The organism is Acinetobacter populi, from assembly GCF_002174125.1.
GTDB lineage: Bacteria > Pseudomonadota > Gammaproteobacteria > Pseudomonadales > Moraxellaceae > Acinetobacter > Acinetobacter populi.
Map to the genome: position 1 here is coordinate 367657 of NZ_NEXX01000002.1, position 21360 is coordinate 389016.

A 21360-nucleotide genomic window follows, 5' to 3' on the forward strand; every position below is an offset into this window, starting at 1 on the left:
GCTAATGTGGATAATAAATCGCGACGATACCGACAATGATCAATAGCAATAAAATTGCAGAAAGTGACTGCCAGAACCAGAGTGGATTTTTTGCCATTAAATGGCTATGCGCTTTACGCAAAAACTCCGGGTTGACATGTTTTAAATCATGAATAAATTCTGATAAGGCCTCATAACGTTGATCAGGATCAAGTTGCAAGGCTTTTTGTAAAGCAGCATCAAACCAGTCCGGAATATCTGGGCGATATGCCTGAATACTTTGATAATGTAAGGTTTTAAGCTGCTTTTTGCTTCGACATTTGGCAATGTCAGTTGCATAAGGTAATTGCTTACACAGCAAATAATAGGTCATTACAGCCAAAGAGAATTGGTCGGATCGGGTCGAGGAAAGTTGACCAATAAAATATTCTGGTGCCATATAGGCCAAAGTTCCCAGTGCGCGGTGAGCATGTTGTGGCTGGAATTCGGCAATCCCCTTGACTGAGCTTGAACCAAAATCAATCAGGGTGATGTGTTGTTGGGCATCAATCATGACATTTTCGGGACGAATATCCTGATGCAATATTTCAAAGCGATGCATGACATTCAATCCCTTTGCCACCTGTGTAATAATTTCTACCACTTGGGCAATTTCGACTGGCTGTTTTTGTATGGCCAGCCACTGTGTCAGGGTCTGTCCATCTATATATTGCAGGGTATGATAAATAAAATTTTTGGGTCTAAAATGTGGATAAACTGCCAGTACATGAGGATGATCAATACGCTTTGCCACCCATTCTTCCAAAAAGAATTGTTCCAGCAAACATTGATCCTGTTGTAAATCTGCACTGGGAACTTTTAGTACCAGACTGGATTGCTGCACTTCATCATATGCCAGATATAAGCAACTGCGATGATTATGCCGTAAAATCTTTTGAATTTGATAGCCTTCAAAAGATTGCCCCACCTCCAGATTTGGGGCAAAACTTAAATTCTGATATTCTGCACTAAAATTTCCATTACTCACATACGATATTGTCTGTACTTTAATGATTTGTATGGTTAAATTATCAGAACTCCCCTGCTCATATGCTGTTTCAACCAGTAATTTGGCTGCCTCATCGAGCTGCTGATGTTGTGTCAAAACATCAAGTATTATTGTTTTATCCAGATATTCATAGGCACCATCTGTCATCAATATAAAAATGTCATCTGGATAAATCTCAACACTGCAATAATCTATCTCGACTTTTTGATTAACACCCAGCGCACGGCTTAAATAGCTTTCTTTTGAAGACAACCAAACCCGATGATCAATGGTTAACTGCTCAAGCTGACCAGACTGTAAACGATAAATTCTGGCATCACCGATATGGAAAATATGTGCCTGATTGGCTTTTAAAATAAGGGCACTCAAGGTGCAAACATATCCCCGATCCTTATCAAACCGTCCCTGACTTTGCTGGGTTTGCGCATATAACCATGAATTACAAGCATTGATCACGCGTTCTGCCGAAGTTTTAACGCGCCAGGAATCCGGAGTAGAAAAATAATCGGATAGAAAACTACTGACCGCGGTTTCACTGGCAATATGACTGACATTGCTACTACTGATCCCATCTGCAATGGCAAATGCCATACCTTTTTGTTGTAGCAAATAATTTTCGGCGAGACTTGCTCCATAAAAATCTTGATTTTCAGCTTTACGACCAGCATGCGAATATTGTCCTAACTGCACACTTAATTGCGAAAATTTACTGGTTTTAGGCATCTATCAATACTCGATTTTACTGGATAATGAATGTTATCAATGGGACAAATCCTTATCCCATTTTAATGGTTATGCATCGATTAGAATTGACGTTTTGGCGCAGTTCTTACATGGGTAACATAAAGTGCAAGCCCAGTCATCAGAAAACCACCGACCAAATTACCTAAGGCAACAGGAATTTCATTCCATAACAAATAGTCCATGATAGAAAAATCACCGCCCAGCATCATTGCAAATGGAAATAAGAACATATTCACCACCGAATGTTCAAAGCCCATGGCAAAGAACAGCATGACAGGCATCCACATGGCAATAAATTTACCACTCACGCTGGTAGAAATCATTGCACCGACCACTGCAAGTGAAACCATCCAGTTACATAACATGCCACGAATAAAAATTGTGATCCAGCCTTGTATCCCATGTGCTTTATAGCCTAAAGTCCTGTTTTCACCAATATGGGCAATTTTATTACCCGCCGCATCAGGTTCGGTGGAAAATCCATAGGTAAAAACAAATGCCATCAACACAGCAATAATCAGTGCCCCAATAAAATTACCAACAAATACCAGACCCCAATTTTTAAAGATCCTTGCCCATGTCACGCCGGGGCGCTTATCCAGCCATGCTAACGGTGTCAACATAAAAACACCTGTTACCAGATCATAACCCAGCAAATAAATCATACATAAACCAACCGGGAATAATAGCGCACCAACCAGTGGATAACCGGTCTGAATACCCATGCTGATTGCTAACACTGCTGCAATTGCCAGAATTGCACCAGCCATAATTCCTCTGATTAATACATCTCTGGTTGCCATGTGCAATTTTGATTCGCCAGCATCAACTATTTTGGTTGAGAACTCGGATGGCGCAAGATAGGACATAATTTTTCACCTCGGTTTATTTTAATCTTCATCAAATACAGACATAAAAAAACGCCTAAAGCATCTTTCAGCTTTAGGCGCCATTGCCTGATATCAAATGAGATCAATATGGTTTTAATCTTGGCATCGTTGCCAAATACATATTAAATAAAGCAAATAACGTGCCATATTAATATATTTCTAATGCAATCATTAACCGGCCTGTTTTAAGGCAAAATCGCGGCCATACAACAGTTTATTGCGGAACTGCTTGACTGACGTCTGATCACTAATTAATTCCGCATACCATGCACCATCTTCGGTATCACCAAATAAGACTGCACCGATCATTTTGTCATCGCGAAGAATCAACCGTTTATAAATTTGTCGTTTTTCATCATGCAAAATAATATCTTCAACCTCATTTTGTGCTTCGATATTACCTGCTGAAAACACATCCACACCACTGACTTTAAGCTGGGTCGGCGTAGGCACTGTTTTAAAGGTTAAACTGCCGTGCTCTGCCAAATGTTGTGCGCACACAAATGCCTGTCCCCATAAAGGTTCAACCAGTCCAAATGTGGTGCCGTTATACTCGATACATTCACCCACGGCATAAATGCTAGGATCAAAAGTCTGCATGGTAGCATTTACCACGATGCCACGATTACAACGTAACCCAGCATTTTGCGCCAGTGTCATATTGGCACGAATACCAACAGCAAACACCACCAAATCGGCTGGCAATTGCGTACCATCTGCCAGACGTACAGCAGTCACCTGTCCGTCCTGCCCGATAATTTCCTCGGTTGAGGCTTTGGTAATGATTTTTATGCCTTTGGCCTGAATACTTTTGCGTAGCATCTCGCTGGCACGTTGATCCAGTTGCCGCTCCATAATCCGATCCATCAAATGTAACACCGTAACATTCATGCCACGTTGTTTTAAACCATAAGCTGCTTCTAATCCCAGCAATCCACCACCAATCACAATGGCATTTTGCTTATGCTGGCTTAATTCAATCATTTGATTGACATCATAAATATCACGAAAACTGAGCACGCCTTTTAGATCATTGCCTTTAATCGGTGGCATAAACGGACGTGAACCTGTCGCTAGAATCAGACGGTCATAGGGAACCTCTAGACCTGATTTGGTTATGACAGTCTTATGACTTCGATCAATCCTGACTGCCAGATCACCGCCAATAAAACGGATATTTTTTTCTTTATACCATTCCGGTGAATGCAGCATGATTTGTTCAATGGTCTTTTCACCTGACAACACCGGTGACAACATAATACGATTATAGTTGCCCCATGGTTCTTCACCAATCACGGTAATCTCATATAAATCAGGCGCAATATCCAGTAAATCTTCCAGACAACGCATTCCCGCCAGACCATTGCCCACCAATACCAGTTTGTGCTTGCTTTGTTGTGTGGCGATTCTGGTTAAATAGGTTTTTTGTGGCACAGGCGATACCCAAACATCACCATCCTCCACTTTGCAGGGATACACTGTTAAATGTTGATCGGCATCTTCCAGACAACGTCCGGTTGCCAAACTAAAATGCTGTTTGTAAATGGGTGAAGCAATCACTCGTTCACCCTGAATATCGCCAATAATGCCGCGTGACATGACATTTGCGCCACTAAATGGATCATGATTACTCAAGGCATAAATCCTTTGTTCATCACCGACCCGAAATAAGGCAATTTGCTGATCATTGATCAAGGCACAAACGCCTGTATTGGGCTGAATCTGGATTAACTGACAAATACGTTGCCAGTCTAAATCTTGTGCAAATTGTGTCATCTCTATATCTCCTCCAGTTGCCCTAAACGCTCGACACTGCAATGCGTTTTTCGTCCCGTTCCTGTGGTTTTAATGGACGAATTTGTCCACGCTCTTCGGTAAACTGAATGTGCGGATCGGCTTGCTTCGAGTTAATGAAGGTCTGGAATCTTGCACGTACAGCAGGATCGGTGACCGCGGTTTTCCATTCGTCCTGATAGGTATCAACAATATGTGCCATACGCTGTTCCAGATCTGCTGCCACCCCTAGGCTGTCCTTGACAATCACATCCTTGAGATAATCCAGTCCGCCTTCCAGATTGTCACGCCAGACACTAGTCCGTTGTAAGCGGTCTGCGGTTTGGATATAGAACATAAAGAAACGGTCGATATAGCGAATTAAAGTTTCGGTATCCAGATCCGAGGCCAGCAATTCGGCATGTCGTGGTTTCATGCCACCATTACCACAGACATAGAGGTTCCAGCCTTTTTCGGTGGCAATAATACCGACATCCTTGCCCTGTGCTTCGGCACATTCACGGGTACAACCCGATACCGCCATTTTTAATTTATGCGGTGAACGCAAGCCTTTGTAACGATTTTCCAGAAAAATTGCCAAACCGACAGAATCATCTACACCATAGCGACACCACGTACTGCCCACACAGGATTTTACTGTACGCAGCGATTTACCATAGGCATGTCCAGTTTCAAACCCTGCGGCAATCAACTCCTCCCAAATAAATGGTAATTGATGCACCTGTGCACCAAACATATCCACCCGTTGCCCACCAGTAATTTTGGTATATAAACCATATTTTTTGGCAATCTGCCCGACTGCAATCAAACCATCTGGAGTGACTTCGCCACCTGCCATACGTGGCACTACGGAATAAGAACCATCTTTTTGAATGTTGCCAAGAAAATAATCATTACTGTCCTGCAAACCTGCATGATCTTTTTTCAGGACAAAATCATTCCAGCATGATGCCAAAATATTGGCGACAGTCGGTTTACAAATATCACAGCCCAAACCATGTCCATGTTGTTCAATCAAGGCATCAAAGGATTTGATCTCATGTACACGCACTAGGTGATAAAGTTCCTGACGTGAATATGGGAAATGCTCACAAAGATGATTATTAACCGCAACACCTTGTCGCTGTAATTCGGATTTCAGCACCTGAGTGACTAAAGGTGTACATCCCCCACAGGCTGTCGCAGCTTTGGTACATTTTTTCAATGCACCTAAAGAAGTCGAACCACTGGCAATCGCTTCACATAAATCGGCTTTTGATACGTTATTACAGGAACAAATAGTAGCTGAATCCGGTAGTAAATCGACACCAGTTCCTCCTGCCTTGACATTGCTGCCACCATATTGCGGAACAATCAAACTATCTGGATGCTCTGGCAAATCCATGCCGTTTAGCATCATTTGCAAAAGTTCGCTGTATTCTTTGGCATCACCGACCAAAACTGCACCCAGTAGTTTTTTACTTTCCTTGCACACCACAATTTTTTTATAGACTTGAGTTTGCTCATCATTATAAAAATAACTGATGGCGGTTGGCTGGGTCGCATGTGCATCACCAATTGATGCCACGTCTACACCCATCAGCTTGAGCTTGGTACTCATATCTGCACCGGTAAATGGTGCAGTATCCTGTTGCAATATATGCTTTGCAGCAACCCGAGCCATATCATAGCCCGGAGCAACTAAGCCAAAAATTTTGCCTTGCCAGAGAGCACATTCCCCAATGGCATAAATATCGTCATCAGAAGTCTGACAATAATCATTGACCACAATACCGCCACGCTCACCAATTGCCAGTTCTGCCTGCCGTGCCAGTTCATCACGCGGACGAATCCCTGCGGAAAATACGATTAAATCGGTTTCTAGTTCGGAACCATCAGCAAAATTCATTTTTAATTGATGTTCTTTCCCCTGCTCAATCGACTGCGTGGCTTTCTGGGTATGTACCGTTACGCCCAGTTCTTCAATTTTTTGCCGTAAAACTTTTCCACCCAAATCATCAATTTGTACCGCCATCAAGCGTGGTGCAAACTCCACCACATGCGTTTGCAAATTCAAATCGGTTAAGGCTTTGGCAGCTTCTAGCCCCAGCAAACCACCACCGATCACCACACCATTTTTTGCAGTTAAACTGGCTGTACGGATCTGATCCAGATCATCAATGGTACGATAGACAAAACAATTGGCGTGATCATTGCCCGAAATTGGTGGTACAAAAGGATAAGAACCGGTTGCCAGAATCAGTTTGTCATACGCCACCTGTTGCCCTGTTTTGGTGGTGACAATTTTTTCTGCACGATCAATGGCGATCGCTTGGGTATTCAAATGCAAATCTATACCATAAGCCTCGGCAAAATCTTGCCGTGCCAGTGAAAGATCCTTCACGGTTTTTCCGGAAAAATATTCCGTCAAGTGAACACGATCATAGGCAAGATAGGGTTCTTCGGCAATTAAGGTAATTTCCACCTGATCTTGTACATCACTTTGCACATTATCCAGCACAGTTTCGACGAATTTGTGTCCCACCATGCCATGACCAACAATTACTAATTTCATCTTTAATCTCCTCAAAATATCATCTGGCTAGGCGATGCTGTTACGATCAGCAATGGCTTGCTCGAAGAGTTGTTGTTCTTTTTGTTTATGTTCTGCAGTAAAGCGGATAAATATGACAGATACACCAGCAATCAATACCAAAATACCCAAAGCAAATAAACAGGTTTGGATATCCAACATGCCTTTTAATAAAAAGCCCGCCGCTACCGCACCAACATTACCGCCTGCACCAATAATGCCTGCCACACCGCCCAGAGAATCACGATCAATGAATGGCACCAGTGCATAGGTTGCACCACATGCCATATGGGTAAATAGTGCAAAAAATGTCATGGAAATAATCGCCAGCCAGGCACTATTCATTTGTGAAAACAGAATTAAAAAGATACCTTCGCCCAGAATCATGATGAATAAAACTTTGGTTCGGCCATCAAGACCTTTTTTCAGGGCAATCTTGTCAGAGATAATACCGCCCAGTGCCCGGGCAAACAGTGCCAGTAAACCGAAAATCCCAGCGGTAAGGCCTGCTTCTTTTAATCCAAACTGAAAGTTATTGACGTAGTACATGGCAACGATGTTATGAATAAAAATCTCGATACCAAAACATGCTGCATAGGAAACAAACAATACCCAGACTCGATAGTTACTGGCGGCCTGTTTTAAAATAGCCCATCCACCTTTTTTGTCACTACCTGCTGCAATTCCCAGTGCACGAACTTCCTTGAAATTCCCCTGTGGACAATCCTGAGTAAATTTCCAGTATAAGATACCGACGATGACCATCAAAATGCCTGGAACCAATAGTGCAGCACGCCAGCCCCATGCGGCATCCACACCTACCATGATCAGTGCGCCCATGATGAGCGGCATGAGGGCTTGCGTCGCACCGCCCCCTGCATTACCCCAACCTGCGGCAGCGGCATTGGCTGTACCAACTACATTTGGCGCAAACATAATACTGGTATGATATTGCGTGATCACAAAACTGGCACCAATTGCACCAATCAACAAGCGGAAGAATAAAAAGGATTCATAGCTATTGGCAGCAGCCACACCAAATACAGGAATACTACCAATCAGCAATAAGGCCGTATAAGTAATACGAGGACCATATTTATCACATAGAGGCCCGACAATCAGACGTACCAGAATGGTAATGGCAACCGCAGCAATATTGATATTGGCGATTTGATCTTTGGTTAGGTTAAATTCGCCTGCAATTACGGGCATTAATGGCGCACAGGCAAACCATGCAAAAAAACAGACAAAAAAAGCCAACCACGTCATATGAAACGCCCGCATGGCAGGGCTTGAAAAACTAAACAGTTTGATGGATGTGGCTTTTTTAGCAGAAATATCAACAGACATAATGGTCTTCTCCTGAACTGATCAGTAAATACAGCAAACACACATGTGTGAGCTGCGACATCATCAGAACGGGCGCCTTTGACCGTCGATTAAACGTATTGAAGTCATCTTTGACTCAAAATTTTAAAAAGCAATTAATATGCCAATCTATTTATAAATATACTTATTGATAGAAATACAGTGAAATTTTAGATGATTTACTATATTAAAAAGATTTCTTTATTTTCATTCTGCACAATTGAAGCTCTTTTATGCTCAATATCCACTTGATATATGCACCATTGTAAGGCTCTATTATTGTCCACCCTTGCACAACCCAAACGCTCAACTGGGCAAATCAATCTAGTTTTTGACAGATGTATATTTTATCTACATATCACTTGCCCACACGAAAAGATATGTTGACGTCGTGGCACTATACTTGCTTAAATAAATTCGCCAGATCTAAGCATTAAGTTGATGTATGTTCAAGCTAAAAATTGCTTTAATCGATGATGATCAAGAACGTGCCCATTTTATCAAAACATCACTCATTGAGCATGATTTTGATGTCGTCGCCTGCCTGACAATAGATTACGTCAATCTATTTAAACTCGAGCATTTAAATGCCGATATTATCCTGCTGGACATGGACAATCCACACCGTGATATTATTGAAAACTGTGTCAGTCAATTTAATTTACCTACGGTTTTATTCACCAAAAACAGCCATAAGGACACCATTAAGAGTGCCATTGATGCCGGTGTCACTGCATATATTGTGGATGGAATAGATCCGGAAAAATTACAAACCATTCTGGAAATTTCAATTGAACAGTTTAGAAAACATAAAAAACTCGAAGATGATCTAAAGGAAACCAAAACCAAACTCGCCGATCGCAAAGACATTGAAAAAGCCAAAGTATTATTGATGCAATTGCATGGACTCAGTGAGGATTCTGCCTTTCAGTTACTGCGCAAAAATGCCATGAGTCATCGTATGACCATGGGCGAGATGTCCCGTCGCTTGCTTGATGCGCAAGCATTGCTCAATAACCAGTTAAAGGATTAAAGCCATGCAGCATTTAGAAAAAACCGAAATTGAACTGGGCTATATTCCGCTACTGGACTGTATTGCAATTCTTTGGGCAAAACATCAGGGTTATTTTGAGCAACAAGGTTTGCAGGTCAACTTGGTCAAGGAAGTATCCTGGGCAAGTTTACGGGATCGCCTAGCCTTTGGTTTACTGGATGCAGCGCACTGTCTATCAGCCATGCTACCTGCGGCTTTGGTCGGATCGGATCAGATTGGTATTCCCTTTCAAACCTCAATTATCCTGAGCCGCAACTGCGCCAATATTAGTTTAAGCCAGAAACTTTGTTACGATCTCAATATTGCAAAGACTGATACCCCGCAGCAATCTGCCCATAAACTTTTCACCGCAATCGAAAGCGGTCAGTTCATTAGATTAGCGCATGTTTTTCCTTATTCGATTCATCATTATTGTTTAAGAGAGTGGTTGGCACTGGCAGATCTCAATGTGGCGCGAGAAATTAAACTGGCCACTTTCCCACCACCTTATATGGTAGAAGCGATTTCCAATCATAGCATTGATGGTTTTTGTGTCGGTGAACCATGGAATATACAAGGTGAATTACTGGGTGTCAGCCAGATTGTTACTTCTAGTCAGGATGTCATTCCCAAAGTTGCCGATAAAGTTCTGGCCTTTAGTGCTGAATGGGCACTACAATATCCCAACACCTTAAATGCAATTACAATCGCCATACAACGTGCACAAGATGAGCTACAAACATTAACGGATTATGGTGAAGTCTGGCAATTATTAGTCGATTTTAATATTGTACAATTCAATTGTTCTGAAACAGTTCATACCCAACAGTATCATCAGATTCAAAATATCATTCGCAATTTTATTCAGGACAGTGCCCTTCCCACACAAGACGATTTTGTCTGGCTGATTGAGCAGATGCAAAAATGGGATCAACTGCATCAGCCCATCTCCGATGAACAGGCACTTGCCAGACAATGTATTTATCCTATTAGGAATATTTAATCCCCATCACAACATCGCCCCAAATCATCAAAAACCCAGATCAACATGATAGAGATCTGGGAGATTAATAATCGCTGTTGTGCCTACGATGTTGTCTAGAAAAATGCCTGCACACTTAATGCAGTACGATATACACCCCATAATAATGGTACGCCAACAGCCAGCCACGCCAGAACTACCCAGACCGGATTGGTTTTTGCAGCGACTGGTGCCGAAACCGATTGATCACTGGTTTCTTCTGCTTGCTGCTTTTCCTGCATCAGTTTCTTTTCAACTGCCAACTCTTCTTCCGTCATAAAATATTTGGCATTGACAGGTTTTATTAAAAGATTACAGATCAGACCAATCAACAACATGCCGGCGAGAATAAACATGGTCTGGTTATATACCTGACTGGCTGGCAAACCAAGTGCCAACTGATAATCACGCATATTATTCACCACAACCGGACCAATAATACCAGCAGTGGCCCATGCCGTGAGCAAACGCCCATGGATAGCTCCAACCATTTGCGTACCAAATAAATCTGCCAGATATGCCGGCACCGTAGCAAAACCACCACCATACATACTCAAAATAATGCACACTGCCGCAACAAAAAATAGTTTATTTCCTGTTTCGGCAAAAAACGGAATCGTGGCATATAAAATTGCACCCAGTACAAAGAAGATGGTATAGGTATGTTTACGTCCAATCTGGTCAGATAAACTGGCCCAGACAATACGCCCACCAATATTAAACAGACTAAGCAATGCGGTAAAACCTGCCGCAATCGCAGCAATGGCTTTTAGCTGTCCATCATCCAGTTGGCTAAAAGTTCTCTGGATACCGATCAAACTGCCAGCAAAAACTTCCTGTAACATCGGTGATGCCATGCCGATCACACCAATTCCAGCAGAAACATTCATACATAGCACCATCCACACCAGCCAGAATTGTGGAATTCCCCAGATTTTACTAGCATGCACATGGTGCTGAGTAATCAATACATTCTGTTGCTGTGGTTTTGGCTGCCATCCTGTAGGTTTCCAGCCTGCTGGCGGAATACGATAAGCCAGCGCACCGCCAACCATAAAAATAAAATAGATAAAGGCCATCACCACAAAAGTCTGAACCGCACCAACACTACTTGCACTGGAAAAATACGACATCAATTCGACAGCCAGTGGCGAACCAATCATGGCACCACCACCAAAGCCCATAATCGCCATACCTGTAGCCAGACCACGTTTATCCGGAAACCATTTAATCAAGGTACTGACAGGTGAAATATAGCCCAGTCCCAGACCAATTCCCCCAATCACACCGGAACCCAACAGCATAATCCAGAATTGATGCAGATAAATTCCCAATGCAGAGATCAGCATTCCCCCACACCAGCATACAGCACTGAGCAAACCAGCTCTACGTGGTCCTACTCGTTCCAGCCAGCCACCCCAGATCGCCGCTGAACTGCCCAGCAACACAAAGAACATGGTGTACATCCAGCCCAAGGTTGACACTTTCCAGTCGCAATGTGCGACAAACAATTGCTGGAAAAATCCGATATCCGGTACACAGGCAATCGATTCACTAATGCCTAAAGCCTTGGATAAGGGTAACCAGAATACCGAAAAGCCATAAGCCATACCGATACACAAATGAATTGCCAATGCAGCAGGCGGCACCAGCCAGCGGTTAAATCCGGGTTTGGCAATGATGCGCTGTTTTGATAAAAAAGCAGGTTGTGACATACTTGGATTCCCCACAATCTCAATAAGTATGAATTTCGCCACACGATATACGCTGCAAGAATGTTTTTGTCCAGTAAAAAAGCATTTTTTGTTCTATTTTAGGATAAGCCAGCAATTAAATTAAATCCCTGAAGCAACCAGCTTAATAACGATTAAGAAAGTTTAAACCCAATTTATCGTATCGACTAGCAATGGTTCGCTATTGCGCTTTGTCATCATTAATAGCATTCAGCAGAAATTTATAATATGGGTAATAGCATATTCATAGACAACTTGTTATCACGCTACCCTAATTCGATTTACTTTGCGGCATCACAATATGACGTCGTCCAATCTGAATCTGTTGAAAAGAAATATCATACACTTGTTGTAAAAAAACTGGATCGCTAACACTTTGCACTAAATCTGGCTGTATTATTTTCTGATTTTTAATAAAGTAAAAATCATCGGCATATAAAAATGCCAAATTCGGATCATGCATAATACTGATAATGGTATAACCTTGTTCTGATAGATGTTTGAGTTTTTCCATCAAATACACTTGATAATACACATCCAAATGATTGGTGGGTTCATCCAGCAAAATCACTTTTGGATTTTGAGTCAGGATACGGGCGATCATTACCAGTTGCCTTTCACCACCAGACAATGTGGTGTAATCACGCTTGGCCAAATGCTCAATTTCCAGATTTTTTAGGGCCAGCTCTGCCAGATGATGATCTTCTGCATTGGGCGCAAAACGATTAAATGCAGCTCGCCCAGTAAGTACCACATCCATCACTTTAAAATTAAACAGACTTTGATGGGATTGTGCGAGAAATCCCAACTGTTTCGCTCGTGCAATACCCTGATACTGCGTTAATGCCCTACCCGATAATAAAATTTCACCCTGCTGAATGGGATAAATACCCGCAAGCAAATTAAATAATGTCGATTTACCACTACCATTGCGCCCAAGTAATACAGAAAATCGATGTGCGGCAAAATCGATATTAATGTCCTGTAAAATGCTTTTTGCGGCATAGGAAAAATTGACATGTTTAACTTGGATAGCAGTCATATTATGCCCAATTACTGTGATAACGACGGATCAGATATAAAAATAATGGTGCCCCCAAAAACATGGTAAAAATCCCAATTGGAATCTCAAAACTAGATACTGTGCGTGAAATATTATCAATGATGAGCAGAAATGATCCACCAAAACAAATATTGGCAGGAACAGTTTTGGCATTATTGGGACCAATTAACATACGCACAATATGTGGTAAAAAAAGTCCATATAAGCTGATAATACCTGCCACTGCCACAGATGAAGACGTCGCCAGCGTCACAAATAACACAATCAACAATTGATCTCGTTTCGGATCCACACCAACCGCCTGTGCTTCCAATCCACCAAGAGCCAATAGATTCATACGCCAGCGTAAAACATACAGACCAATTAACGAAACAGTAATTGGAAAAAACGACTGTTGTACTTTCTGCCAAGTTGCCTGATGCAGATTCCCCATCGTCCACTGTACAATCGCTTGTAATTTATATGGATCACTCAAATATTGCACAATACTCAGACCTGCAATAAATAATCCAGATACAATCATGCCGGACAACAGCACCACAACCACAGAGCTTTTCTGATAACGCTGATAAGCAAAACCATAGGTCAGACAGACCGCCACAATACCAAAAATAAACGCCGAAATTTGTACGGGTAACCAACTAAACAACAAGGCAATGGCTGCCCCTAAAGCAGCTCCAGAAGAAATGCCTAGCACATAGGAATCGACCAGCGGGTTACGAAATAATGCCTGCAAGGCATTGCCGGAAGATGCCAGTGCTGCGCCCACCATAAAGGTCAGAAATATTCGCGGCATACGCACATTGAGCATAATATTCTGCATCATTTCAATCTTGTCCTGCTGGACAATCGTTAAATGCTCAGTCGAAGCAAAGCAGTAATACACGGCATGCAGGAAATCAACAATGGAAAATTGTTGTGAAGGGCCAATCAATAAAGAAAAAAACAGTAAAGGTAAAGGCAGCACATAGATTAAATAAAATTTATACATGCATTAGGGTACTTCCGTTAATTGTGCCAACTGCTGACCATGTTGGGTACCGTAGAACATATTCAAAATACGATATTGATCCTGTTTTGCGTGACTTGCTGCATCATTTTGCCGATACAGCCAATGATGCAATTGATTGGCTGCCAATAATATTTTCGGTGTATGCGGATTATAGAAAAAACTTGGTGTCAGATTAAAAACCTGTTGTTGCTTAACTGCTTTCAAGCCTTGTAATTCCGGCTGTTGATAAATTAACTTTGCATCGGAATTCCATAATAAAATTGCATCAGGATTCCATTCAATTAAATTTTCAGGATTCACATTCGGCTGATCAATAGCAGCCTGTATAATATTCTCCGCACCTGCCAGCGTAATCATACTATTTGGCATAGAATCCCGACCTGAACTAGAAAAAATCCGACCACCCGACCAGGCATAATAGACAGTTTTCTTGATGGGAAAATCAACATCTGTTGTTTTTTGAATCACTGCAAGCTCATGCTGAATAAACTGAATCAGGTGTGACGCACGTTGTTGTTGTCCAGTCAATGTTCCCAAATCTTGCAACTCTTTTAAGGTTTGCGCCAGATTTTCTGATTGTGCTGCGTACACTGGGATCTTCATGCTTCTAAGCAAAGTAATGCTATCGGGTTGATTGGCATACATCACCACCAGATCCGGCTTTAAGCTGATAATACTTTCCAGACTGCTAGCAGAATCCGATTGACTCGGTGTTGCCAATTTTTTCTCTTTAATACGCGCATCCAGAATCGAATAAGCTTGATAGAGTGAGCTTGAACTATAAACTTTACCAGGAATAGCAATAACCCGTTGCCCTGCACCCAGCATATAAAGATTATCCAGACTCGCCTCAAATAAACAGACAATCCGCTGTGCAGGTTGCTTTAACTGAACCAAATCACCTTTGGCATCAGTGACTTGAATCGCATAAGATTGCTTGAATTTTTCTTGCGCCGAATGATCACAAGCAGACAAGCACATGCTGAGTATTAACAGACAAATATATACAGCTGTTGCAAAATAGTGCCATTTTTTACAGCGGAGATATGAGTAGACAACAAATATCATGATCTAGCACAGTTTTAAGCAAAGCATAGACATCACAACAATCCATCAATACAATCTTATCTATCGGGGGCTGCATTCTAAATGGAACCAGCGATGAAGTGCAATTTTAACTGGAAATTTTTAATGAAAATGATCAAGTCAGCCTTTATCGCCGGCTAAACTTGAAAGGATGAAGAACATTACGTCTTACCAAGGTCGATTACCTAAATTTCACCTTCACCGCCTAACACCCGCAGATTGCCATGAGTTTGATCAAATCGTGGACTTTATCATGCGCAGTCGCAAACAGCTTTTTCCCATGCTGGATCATCAACAATTGCCTGATGATCTCGCTCATTTTCAACAGACATTTATTGATGATGATTTAGGCTGCTTGATTAAACTGGAGAATGGCTCACAGTTGATTGGTGTAGTAGGATTTAAGCGTTACGATCACCGATTTTCAAATTTTAACCTCTCCTCTACACCTGTGGTTGAAATCGTTAAATTATTTATTCATGAAGATTTCCGACAATTGGGGCTAGCCAGTGTATTAATTGATCATTTAAAAACAATAGCAACACAGCGAAAAATTAAAACACTATATTTACATACCCATCCTTTTCTCAACGGAGCAGAAATATTCTGGCTAAAACAAGGATTTCATAAAATTTTGCAGGAAGATGATGGGATCTGGAATACCATACACATGACCGCCGATCTTATATAAATACTGCAATCAAAAAATCTTCCAAATCTAGACGATAACCATCTTCATAGTATGAGGTCTAAGAATTTCTATCTATGATTCGTTATATATGAATAAGCTATAGAAATCCAAAAGACCTAAACACTTAAATATTTCACATCATCAAAATGCATAACTCAGACTCAAAAATGCTTCTCGCGGATTTCCCGGCGTCACCCATTCATCTTTCAGACTGGCACTATAATAAGTCTTATTGAATACATTATTTAAAGTGAATTGACTACGCAATTTTTCATTGATCTGATAATAAGCATTTAAATTAAGCAAAGTATAGGAAGGCAGCTCAAAACCATCATCTTTGACATTTCCTGAACGGTCAGAGACATAGTTTAAATTTCCACCCACACCAATCTTTTGTTGACCCGATTGCCACAGATCATACATCGCAAAAAGATTAGCACTATGTTTTGGACTATTCAACAAGCGATCACCCCGCTCAATGCCAACTGCTGGTTCCCCCTTTCTTACCGACGCATCGGTATAGGCATACGCCAGTTTAAGCTTTAGACGATCAATCGGCTCTGCGCTTAAATCAATCTCCACACCTCTACTTAATTGCTCGCCTGTGCTGATGTAATCCGATAACCCCGTTGGATTATCCACCAAAACATTTTTCTTTTTGATATGGAATAAGGAAATCGTCGATTCTATTCGTTCATCAAAAAATTTATTTTTTGTACCAAATTCATACGTTAAAGCCTTTTCAGGTTGGAATAATTCCGAATTTTCATCCAACCCCGAATTTAGATGGAAAGACTTACCTGCACTAACAAACATAGACCATTGATCATTCACCTGATAATTTAATGCAGCTTTTGGACTAAAATGGGTAAAATATTGCGTTCCCTGTTTGGACTTTGCATGCTCGTTAAATTTCTGCTGATAATAATCTACACGTCCACCAAGCAAAAATGCCCATTGTGGATTAAATTCAATATAATCACTTAAGCCAAAGGCAATATTATTTTGATCTTCATCGGTATCCAAAACTGTCGTATTAACATCTGGTAGATTCGCCCCATATACCGGACGATAGATATTAATCAAATCCATATCAGACCCACTGGTCTTACGATAGCGTTGCAGTTTATTCAGAATATTCAAATGGCTCAATTCGGTGGTAATCGCCACCTTATGCAAAAGCTTAGCCGTTGAAAATTGACCGATTAAATCGTGATTCAACAAATAACTACTGGTAGTATTATCCCGATAACGACGTTCGCGGTTAAGATCGCCCTGATCATTAATCAGTTTATAGGCTTCGGTTGAAAACCCCTGCAAAGTATTATGCTTATAATTGAGTGTTACTTCACTTTTCCAGTCATCATTCCATTGGTGTTTGAGTCGTAATTGTTGTAGATAATCATCCATATCAATTAAGCCATCTGCTTGTTCGCCTAAGAAACGATGATTGGGAATTTTACCCAGTTGTTGATTTACTGCCAGTACACCACGATCAAAGCGGCTATTGACCTGTGTATATTCACTATCATAATCAATTTGAGTCTGATCATTCGGCTGCCATGTCAATTGCGGTGCTACAAATAAACGATCATGTTTGACAAAATCCCGAAAGCTATGCTTATTTTCATACGCTATACCTAAACGATACGCTACTGTATCGGTAATGGCATTGGTCGAATCGAAGGCTGCACGATATTGGTCATAAGAACCCACACTCAAATCAACTCGATGCTCAGGTGAAAACTGCGGCTTTTTGGTGACAATATTGATTGTACCACCCGGATCACCTGCCCCATATAAAGCAGCTTCGGGGCCTTTTAGAAATTCCAGACGGTCAATATTGACCATATCATGGGCGGCATTCATGCCAAGATAAGCATTTACACCGTTTCTAAGCGCACTTGCACCCACAGTCTGATCGGTATTAAAACCACGAATGGCATAATTGTCCCATAAACCTGCCATGGGATTAAGTACTGATACACCACTCACTAATTTAGTCACATCGGTAATACGCTGTGCATGATTATCCTGCAAAATATCTTGCCCCAATACTTGGACGTTTTGCGGTGTTTGTAATGGGTCCAATTCAAATTTGGTTGCAGCCGTTGTTTGATTTTCGGTTTCGGTGGCCGTGATGACGATGGTAGGTAAAGCTTTTATCTGTTTATTTTGCTCTGCTTCAATTGTTTTGGCATTGGCAGCCGATACGGCTGTTAAAAGCCCCATCGAACTGAATAAAATAAAAGGTACTTTCATGAAGTAATAGCCTTAAATAAATAAAATGTTATAACGTAACATTATATTCATCCCAATCAATAAAACAATATCATTTCTTTAAATTTTCTTTATAAATCCAATTCTTATATAAAAATCTTTAAACCTCTTGCTATCACTTGCGCTTCAAAAACAAATTCTTTTCAAGCTTTCCTCATGTGACAGAACCAAAATTAAAAAGTCCCTTTAAGCAATTTCTACCTGCTCGACATGATGCCCCACCTGATGATAGCTGCGATTAAAATAGACCAAGCCTTGGTCATGTTGACTTTGTTGAATCGCGACAATACCACAGATAAAAATAGTATGTGTTCCAACTTCCTGAATTTGCTCAATCTGACAATCAAAACTCACCAAAGCATCCTCTAACACGGGTGAACCCGTTTCTAATGCAGTCCAGACACCATGTTCGAACCGTTCTTCTGGACTCATTTTGGATGAAAACACATGAGAAATATGCTGATGATGTGCGCCCAAAACATTCACGGTTAAAATTTTATTTTCGACAAAATGTACATGTGAGCTAGCTGCTTTATTCATACATATCAATAATGTTGGCGGTGTATCAGTGACACTGCACACGGCAGATGCAGTAAATCCATAACGACCAGATGAACCTGCCGTAGTAACGACACTTACCGCACCTGTTAACATCGACATTGCATTTCTAAAGTCTGTTGCTTCAATCATCATTTTTTCCTAAATTGAACCGTACCTTTTTTCTTTAGATCTCGCGATACCACGCCATTTCCCCCATATAGGCACATTATGAATGAGCTCTGTATGGAAGCTAACACCGGCTGATTGAGATAAGGGTGACCAGTTTAATCATAAATATAAAATCCAATCAAACTGGAAAAGGTAACCCTTTATACATTCCTATACCGATTAGTGCCCGTTTGCGAGTTCTTTTCGGATGAGTTCTGCACCTGCACTCAAAGCATTGAGCTTGCCACTTGCAACTTGACGGGATAAAGGCGCCATACCACAGTTGGTACAAGGATAAAGTTTATCAGCATCGACAAATTGCAGTGCGGCTCTAAGTGTACCAGCGACTTCTTCTGCTGTTTCAATAGTATTGGTTGCCACATCAATGGCACCTACCATCACTTTTTTACCGCGAATAAGCTCAAGTAAATCCATTGGCACACGAGAGTTGTGACATTCGAGTGAAATAAGATCGATATTAGATTGTTGCAGTTTTGGAAATGCTTCTTCATATTGTCGCCACTCTGAACCCAGTGTCTTTTTCCAATCTGTATTGGCTTTGATACCATAACCATAGCAGATATGTACCGCAGTTTCACATTTCAGCCCTTCAATGGCTTTTTCTAAAGTGGCAATCCCCCAATCATTTACCTCATCAAAAAATACGTTAAATGCAGGCTCATCAAATTGGATAATATCAACACCAGCAGCCTCTAACTCTCTGGCCTCTTGGTTGAGAATTTTGGCAAATTCCCAAGCCAGTTTTTCACGACTTTTATAGTGACCATCATAGAGCGTATCAATCATCGTCATCGGACCGGGTAGCGCCCATTTAATCGGTTGATTGGTTTGCTGACGTAAAAACTTGGCATCTTCAACAAAAACCGGTTTTTGGCGAGACACAGCACCTACCACGGTTGGCACACTTGCATCATAACGATTACGGATTCTCACAGTCTCGCGTTTTTCAAAATCAACGCCATTCAAGTGTTCAATAAACGTCGTGACAAAATGTTGGCGAGTTTGTTCGCCATCACTGACAATATCAATTCCTGCATGTTGCTGTTCTTGCAATGCCAAAAGCAAAGCATCCTGTTTACCTTCGATTAATTGATCATCTTGTAATTTCCAAGGTGACCAAAGTTTTTCTGGCTCTGCAAGCCAAGATGGTTTTGGTAAACTGCCAGCAGTTGAAGTTGGTAATAATATTTTCATAATCAATAATCTTTTCTAGCTTGGTTATATAACAACATCATTTTTAAACAGCGTAGCTCGCAGCCCATTGCTCAAGGATATTTTGATATCGCTTGATGAACTGCTCTTCCGTAAATTTTCCCTGCTTAATCGCCAACTGGCTACGCTCTTCCCGATCATAAACAATGCGAGTGAGTGAATAATCCTGATGCTTCAAACTTGGTTGATAATATTGTCCTGCCGCAGCATTTGCGTTGTAAATCTCAGGGCGATAAATCTTTTGAAAGGTTTCCATCGTACTGATGGTACTGATCAACTCAAGATTGGTGTAATCACTGAGCAAATCACCATGGAAGTAAAATGCCAAAGGCGCAACACTATTTGGCGGCATAAAATAGCGAACCTGCAAGCCCATTTTTCCGAAATACTCATCCGTTAAAGAATATGCATCTTGTTGATATTCAACACCTAAGATTGGATGTATATTTGCAGTCCGATGATATGTTTTTGTGGTTGAAACACTTAAACAAATCACAGGTGGTTTATTAAAATGATCTTTAAATGTATTTGAATTTATAAAAGATTGATAGATTTTTCCGTGAAGCTCACCATAGTTTTCCGGAAGACTAAATTTGGCTTGATTATAATTATGTTCCGGCAGTAATACACTAAAATCATAATCACGCACATAAGAAGAAAAACTGTTCCCTACAATACCTTCAATGCGTTTATTATTTTTATGATCAACAATACTGGTTTGTAAGATTTCAATCGTAGGGAAGGTTTCACCATTGCCCTCAACATCTATATCAACAGAAATGATTTCAAGTTCGAGAGAATAACGATCGCCTTTCGGGTTATCCCAATGCGCCAAATCATTGAAACGATTGTTCATCATCCTTAAGGTATTGCGTAAATTCTCTTGACGACTCGCCCCTCTCGCCAAATTTGCAAAGTTGGTGGTGAGACGTGTTTTGTCTGAGGGATGGTAGTTTTCATCGAAACTAATTTGCTTAATCTTAAATATAAACGCTTTATACATTGTGATCCGGTACCCTAAGTTCTGAGATAAATCTGAATATAGTGTGCTTTATACCTGAATCCCAACATGAATAAAAACGATCTTTTCTCACCAAAACATGAA

16 protein-coding genes are annotated in these 21360 nt (G+C 41.1%); 3 read left to right on the forward strand and 13 right to left on the reverse strand.

Annotated elements, in window-relative coordinates; translation table 11 throughout:
- Position 1: 1 nt before the first annotated feature.
- From CAP51_RS07875 to CAP51_RS07895, 5 genes are all read right to left on the reverse strand, one after another.
- Entirely contained in the window at positions 2-1750 is a 1749-nt protein-coding gene (locus tag CAP51_RS07875) for a bifunctional protein-serine/threonine kinase/phosphatase (protein WP_087620198.1), read from the reverse strand.
- Positions 1751-1830: 80 nt separating this feature from the next.
- On the reverse strand, positions 1831-2640 hold the full coding sequence (locus CAP51_RS07880; protein ID WP_087620199.1) for a formate/nitrite transporter family protein: 810 nt from the start codon (positions 2638-2640) through the stop codon (positions 1831-1833).
- A gap of 192 nt (positions 2641-2832) precedes the next feature.
- Positions 2833-4437: a nitrite reductase small subunit NirD gene (nirD, locus tag CAP51_RS07885; protein ID WP_087620200.1), complete on the reverse strand. Its 1605-nt coding sequence runs from the start codon at positions 4435-4437 to the stop codon at positions 2833-2835.
- 22 nt (positions 4438-4459) lie between these two features.
- Complete coding sequence (gene nirB / locus CAP51_RS07890; protein WP_087620201.1) at positions 4460-7009, reverse strand: nitrite reductase large subunit NirB; 2550 nt, start codon at positions 7007-7009, stop codon at positions 4460-4462.
- A 27-nt stretch (positions 7010-7036) separates the two neighbouring features.
- Positions 7037-8377: an MFS transporter gene (locus CAP51_RS07895; protein WP_087620202.1), complete on the reverse strand. Its 1341-nt coding sequence runs from the start codon at positions 8375-8377 to the stop codon at positions 7037-7039.
- A gap of 463 nt (positions 8378-8840) precedes the next feature.
- Here CAP51_RS07895 and CAP51_RS07900 point away from each other — a divergent pair, with 463 nt between their 5' ends.
- Both CAP51_RS07900 and CAP51_RS07905 read left to right on the forward strand, forming a co-directional pair.
- Positions 8841-9428 carry an ANTAR domain-containing response regulator gene (locus tag CAP51_RS07900; protein WP_087620203.1) on the forward strand — a complete coding sequence of 196 codons (588 nt, stop codon included), beginning with the start codon at positions 8841-8843 and terminating at the stop codon, positions 9426-9428.
- Between the two features lie 4 nt (positions 9429-9432).
- Positions 9433-10431 carry an ABC transporter substrate-binding protein gene (locus CAP51_RS07905; RefSeq protein ID WP_087620204.1) on the forward strand — a complete coding sequence of 333 codons (999 nt, stop codon included), beginning with the start codon at positions 9433-9435 and terminating at the stop codon, positions 10429-10431.
- 95 nt (positions 10432-10526) lie between these two features.
- Here CAP51_RS07905 and CAP51_RS07910 read toward each other — a convergent pair whose 3' ends face one another.
- From CAP51_RS07910 to CAP51_RS07925, 4 genes are all read right to left on the reverse strand, one after another.
- The gene (locus CAP51_RS07910; protein WP_087620205.1) at positions 10527-12164 is read right to left on the reverse strand and encodes an OFA family MFS transporter; all 1638 of its coding nucleotides are present in this window, start codon (positions 12162-12164) and stop codon (positions 10527-10529) included.
- 289 nt (positions 12165-12453) lie between these two features.
- Complete coding sequence (locus CAP51_RS07915; protein WP_087620206.1) at positions 12454-13224, reverse strand: ABC transporter ATP-binding protein; 771 nt, start codon at positions 13222-13224, stop codon at positions 12454-12456.
- A gap of 1 nt (position 13225) precedes the next feature.
- Complete coding sequence (locus tag CAP51_RS07920) at positions 13226-14236, reverse strand: FecCD family ABC transporter permease (RefSeq protein WP_087620207.1); 1011 nt, start codon at positions 14234-14236, stop codon at positions 13226-13228.
- 3 nt (positions 14237-14239) lie between these two features.
- On the reverse strand, positions 14240-15238 hold the full coding sequence (locus CAP51_RS07925) for an ABC transporter substrate-binding protein (RefSeq protein WP_087620208.1): 999 nt from the start codon (positions 15236-15238) through the stop codon (positions 14240-14242).
- Positions 15239-15596: 358 nt separating this feature from the next.
- On the opposite strand from CAP51_RS07925, the gene CAP51_RS07930 reads away from it, so the two are divergent.
- Positions 15597-16034, forward strand: a complete 438-nt coding sequence (locus CAP51_RS07930) for a GNAT family N-acetyltransferase (RefSeq protein ID WP_171294754.1) — start codon at positions 15597-15599, stop codon at positions 16032-16034.
- A 141-nt stretch (positions 16035-16175) separates the two neighbouring features.
- On the opposite strand, the gene CAP51_RS07935 is transcribed toward CAP51_RS07930, so the two are convergent.
- From CAP51_RS07935 to CAP51_RS07950, 4 genes are all read right to left on the reverse strand, one after another.
- Positions 16176-18296: a TonB-dependent siderophore receptor gene (locus CAP51_RS07935; protein ID WP_245809101.1), complete on the reverse strand. Its 2121-nt coding sequence runs from the start codon at positions 18294-18296 to the stop codon at positions 16176-16178.
- A 204-nt stretch (positions 18297-18500) separates the two neighbouring features.
- Positions 18501-19004 carry a flavin reductase gene (locus tag CAP51_RS07940; protein ID WP_087620210.1) on the reverse strand — a complete coding sequence of 168 codons (504 nt, stop codon included), beginning with the start codon at positions 19002-19004 and terminating at the stop codon, positions 18501-18503.
- Between the two features lie 198 nt (positions 19005-19202).
- Entirely contained in the window at positions 19203-20237 is a 1035-nt protein-coding gene (locus CAP51_RS07945) for a methionine synthase (RefSeq protein ID WP_087620211.1), read from the reverse strand.
- Positions 20238-20280: 43 nt separating this feature from the next.
- On the reverse strand, positions 20281-21258 hold the full coding sequence (locus tag CAP51_RS07950; RefSeq protein WP_087620212.1) for a DUF1852 domain-containing protein: 978 nt from the start codon (positions 21256-21258) through the stop codon (positions 20281-20283).
- Positions 21259-21360 lie beyond the last annotated feature (102 nt).

Bases quoted from the DNA above. Each gene is read 5' to 3' on its own strand.
- nirD (WP_087620200.1), bottom strand. From the start codon at position 4,437: ATGACACAATTTGCACAAGATTTAGACTGGCAACGTATTTGTCAGTTA.
- CAP51_RS07950 (WP_087620212.1), bottom strand. From the start codon at position 21,258: ATGTATAAAGCGTTTATATTTAAGATTAAGCAAATTAGTTTCGATGAA.
- nirB (WP_087620201.1), bottom strand. From the start codon at position 7,009: ATGAAATTAGTAATTGTTGGTCATGGCATGGTGGGACACAAATTCGTC.
- CAP51_RS07915 (WP_087620206.1), bottom strand. From the start codon at position 13,224: ATGACTGCTATCCAAGTTAAACATGTCAATTTTTCCTATGCCGCAAAA.
- CAP51_RS07880 (WP_087620199.1), bottom strand. From the start codon at position 2,640: ATGTCCTATCTTGCGCCATCCGAGTTCTCAACCAAAATAGTTGATGCT.
- CAP51_RS07940 (WP_087620210.1), bottom strand. From the start codon at position 19,004: ATGATTGAAGCAACAGACTTTAGAAATGCAATGTCGATGTTAACAGGT.
- CAP51_RS07935 (WP_245809101.1), bottom strand. From the start codon at position 18,296: ATGAAAGTACCTTTTATTTTATTCAGTTCGATGGGGCTTTTAACAGCC.
- CAP51_RS07945 (WP_087620211.1), bottom strand. From the start codon at position 20,237: ATGAAAATATTATTACCAACTTCAACTGCTGGCAGTTTACCAAAACCA.
- CAP51_RS07910 (WP_087620205.1), bottom strand. From the start codon at position 12,164: ATGTCACAACCTGCTTTTTTATCAAAACAGCGCATCATTGCCAAACCC.
- CAP51_RS07900 (WP_087620203.1), top strand. From the start codon at position 8,841: ATGTTCAAGCTAAAAATTGCTTTAATCGATGATGATCAAGAACGTGCC.
- CAP51_RS07895 (WP_087620202.1), bottom strand. From the start codon at position 8,377: ATGTCTGTTGATATTTCTGCTAAAAAAGCCACATCCATCAAACTGTTT.
- CAP51_RS07920 (WP_087620207.1), bottom strand. From the start codon at position 14,236: ATGTATAAATTTTATTTAATCTATGTGCTGCCTTTACCTTTACTGTTT.
- CAP51_RS07875 (WP_087620198.1), bottom strand. From the start codon at position 1,750: ATGCCTAAAACCAGTAAATTTTCGCAATTAAGTGTGCAGTTAGGACAA.
- CAP51_RS07925 (WP_087620208.1), bottom strand. From the start codon at position 15,238: ATGTGCTTGTCTGCTTGTGATCATTCGGCGCAAGAAAAATTCAAGCAA.
- CAP51_RS07905 (WP_087620204.1), top strand. From the start codon at position 9,433: ATGCAGCATTTAGAAAAAACCGAAATTGAACTGGGCTATATTCCGCTA.
- CAP51_RS07930 (WP_171294754.1), top strand. From the start codon at position 15,597: ATGCGCAGTCGCAAACAGCTTTTTCCCATGCTGGATCATCAACAATTG.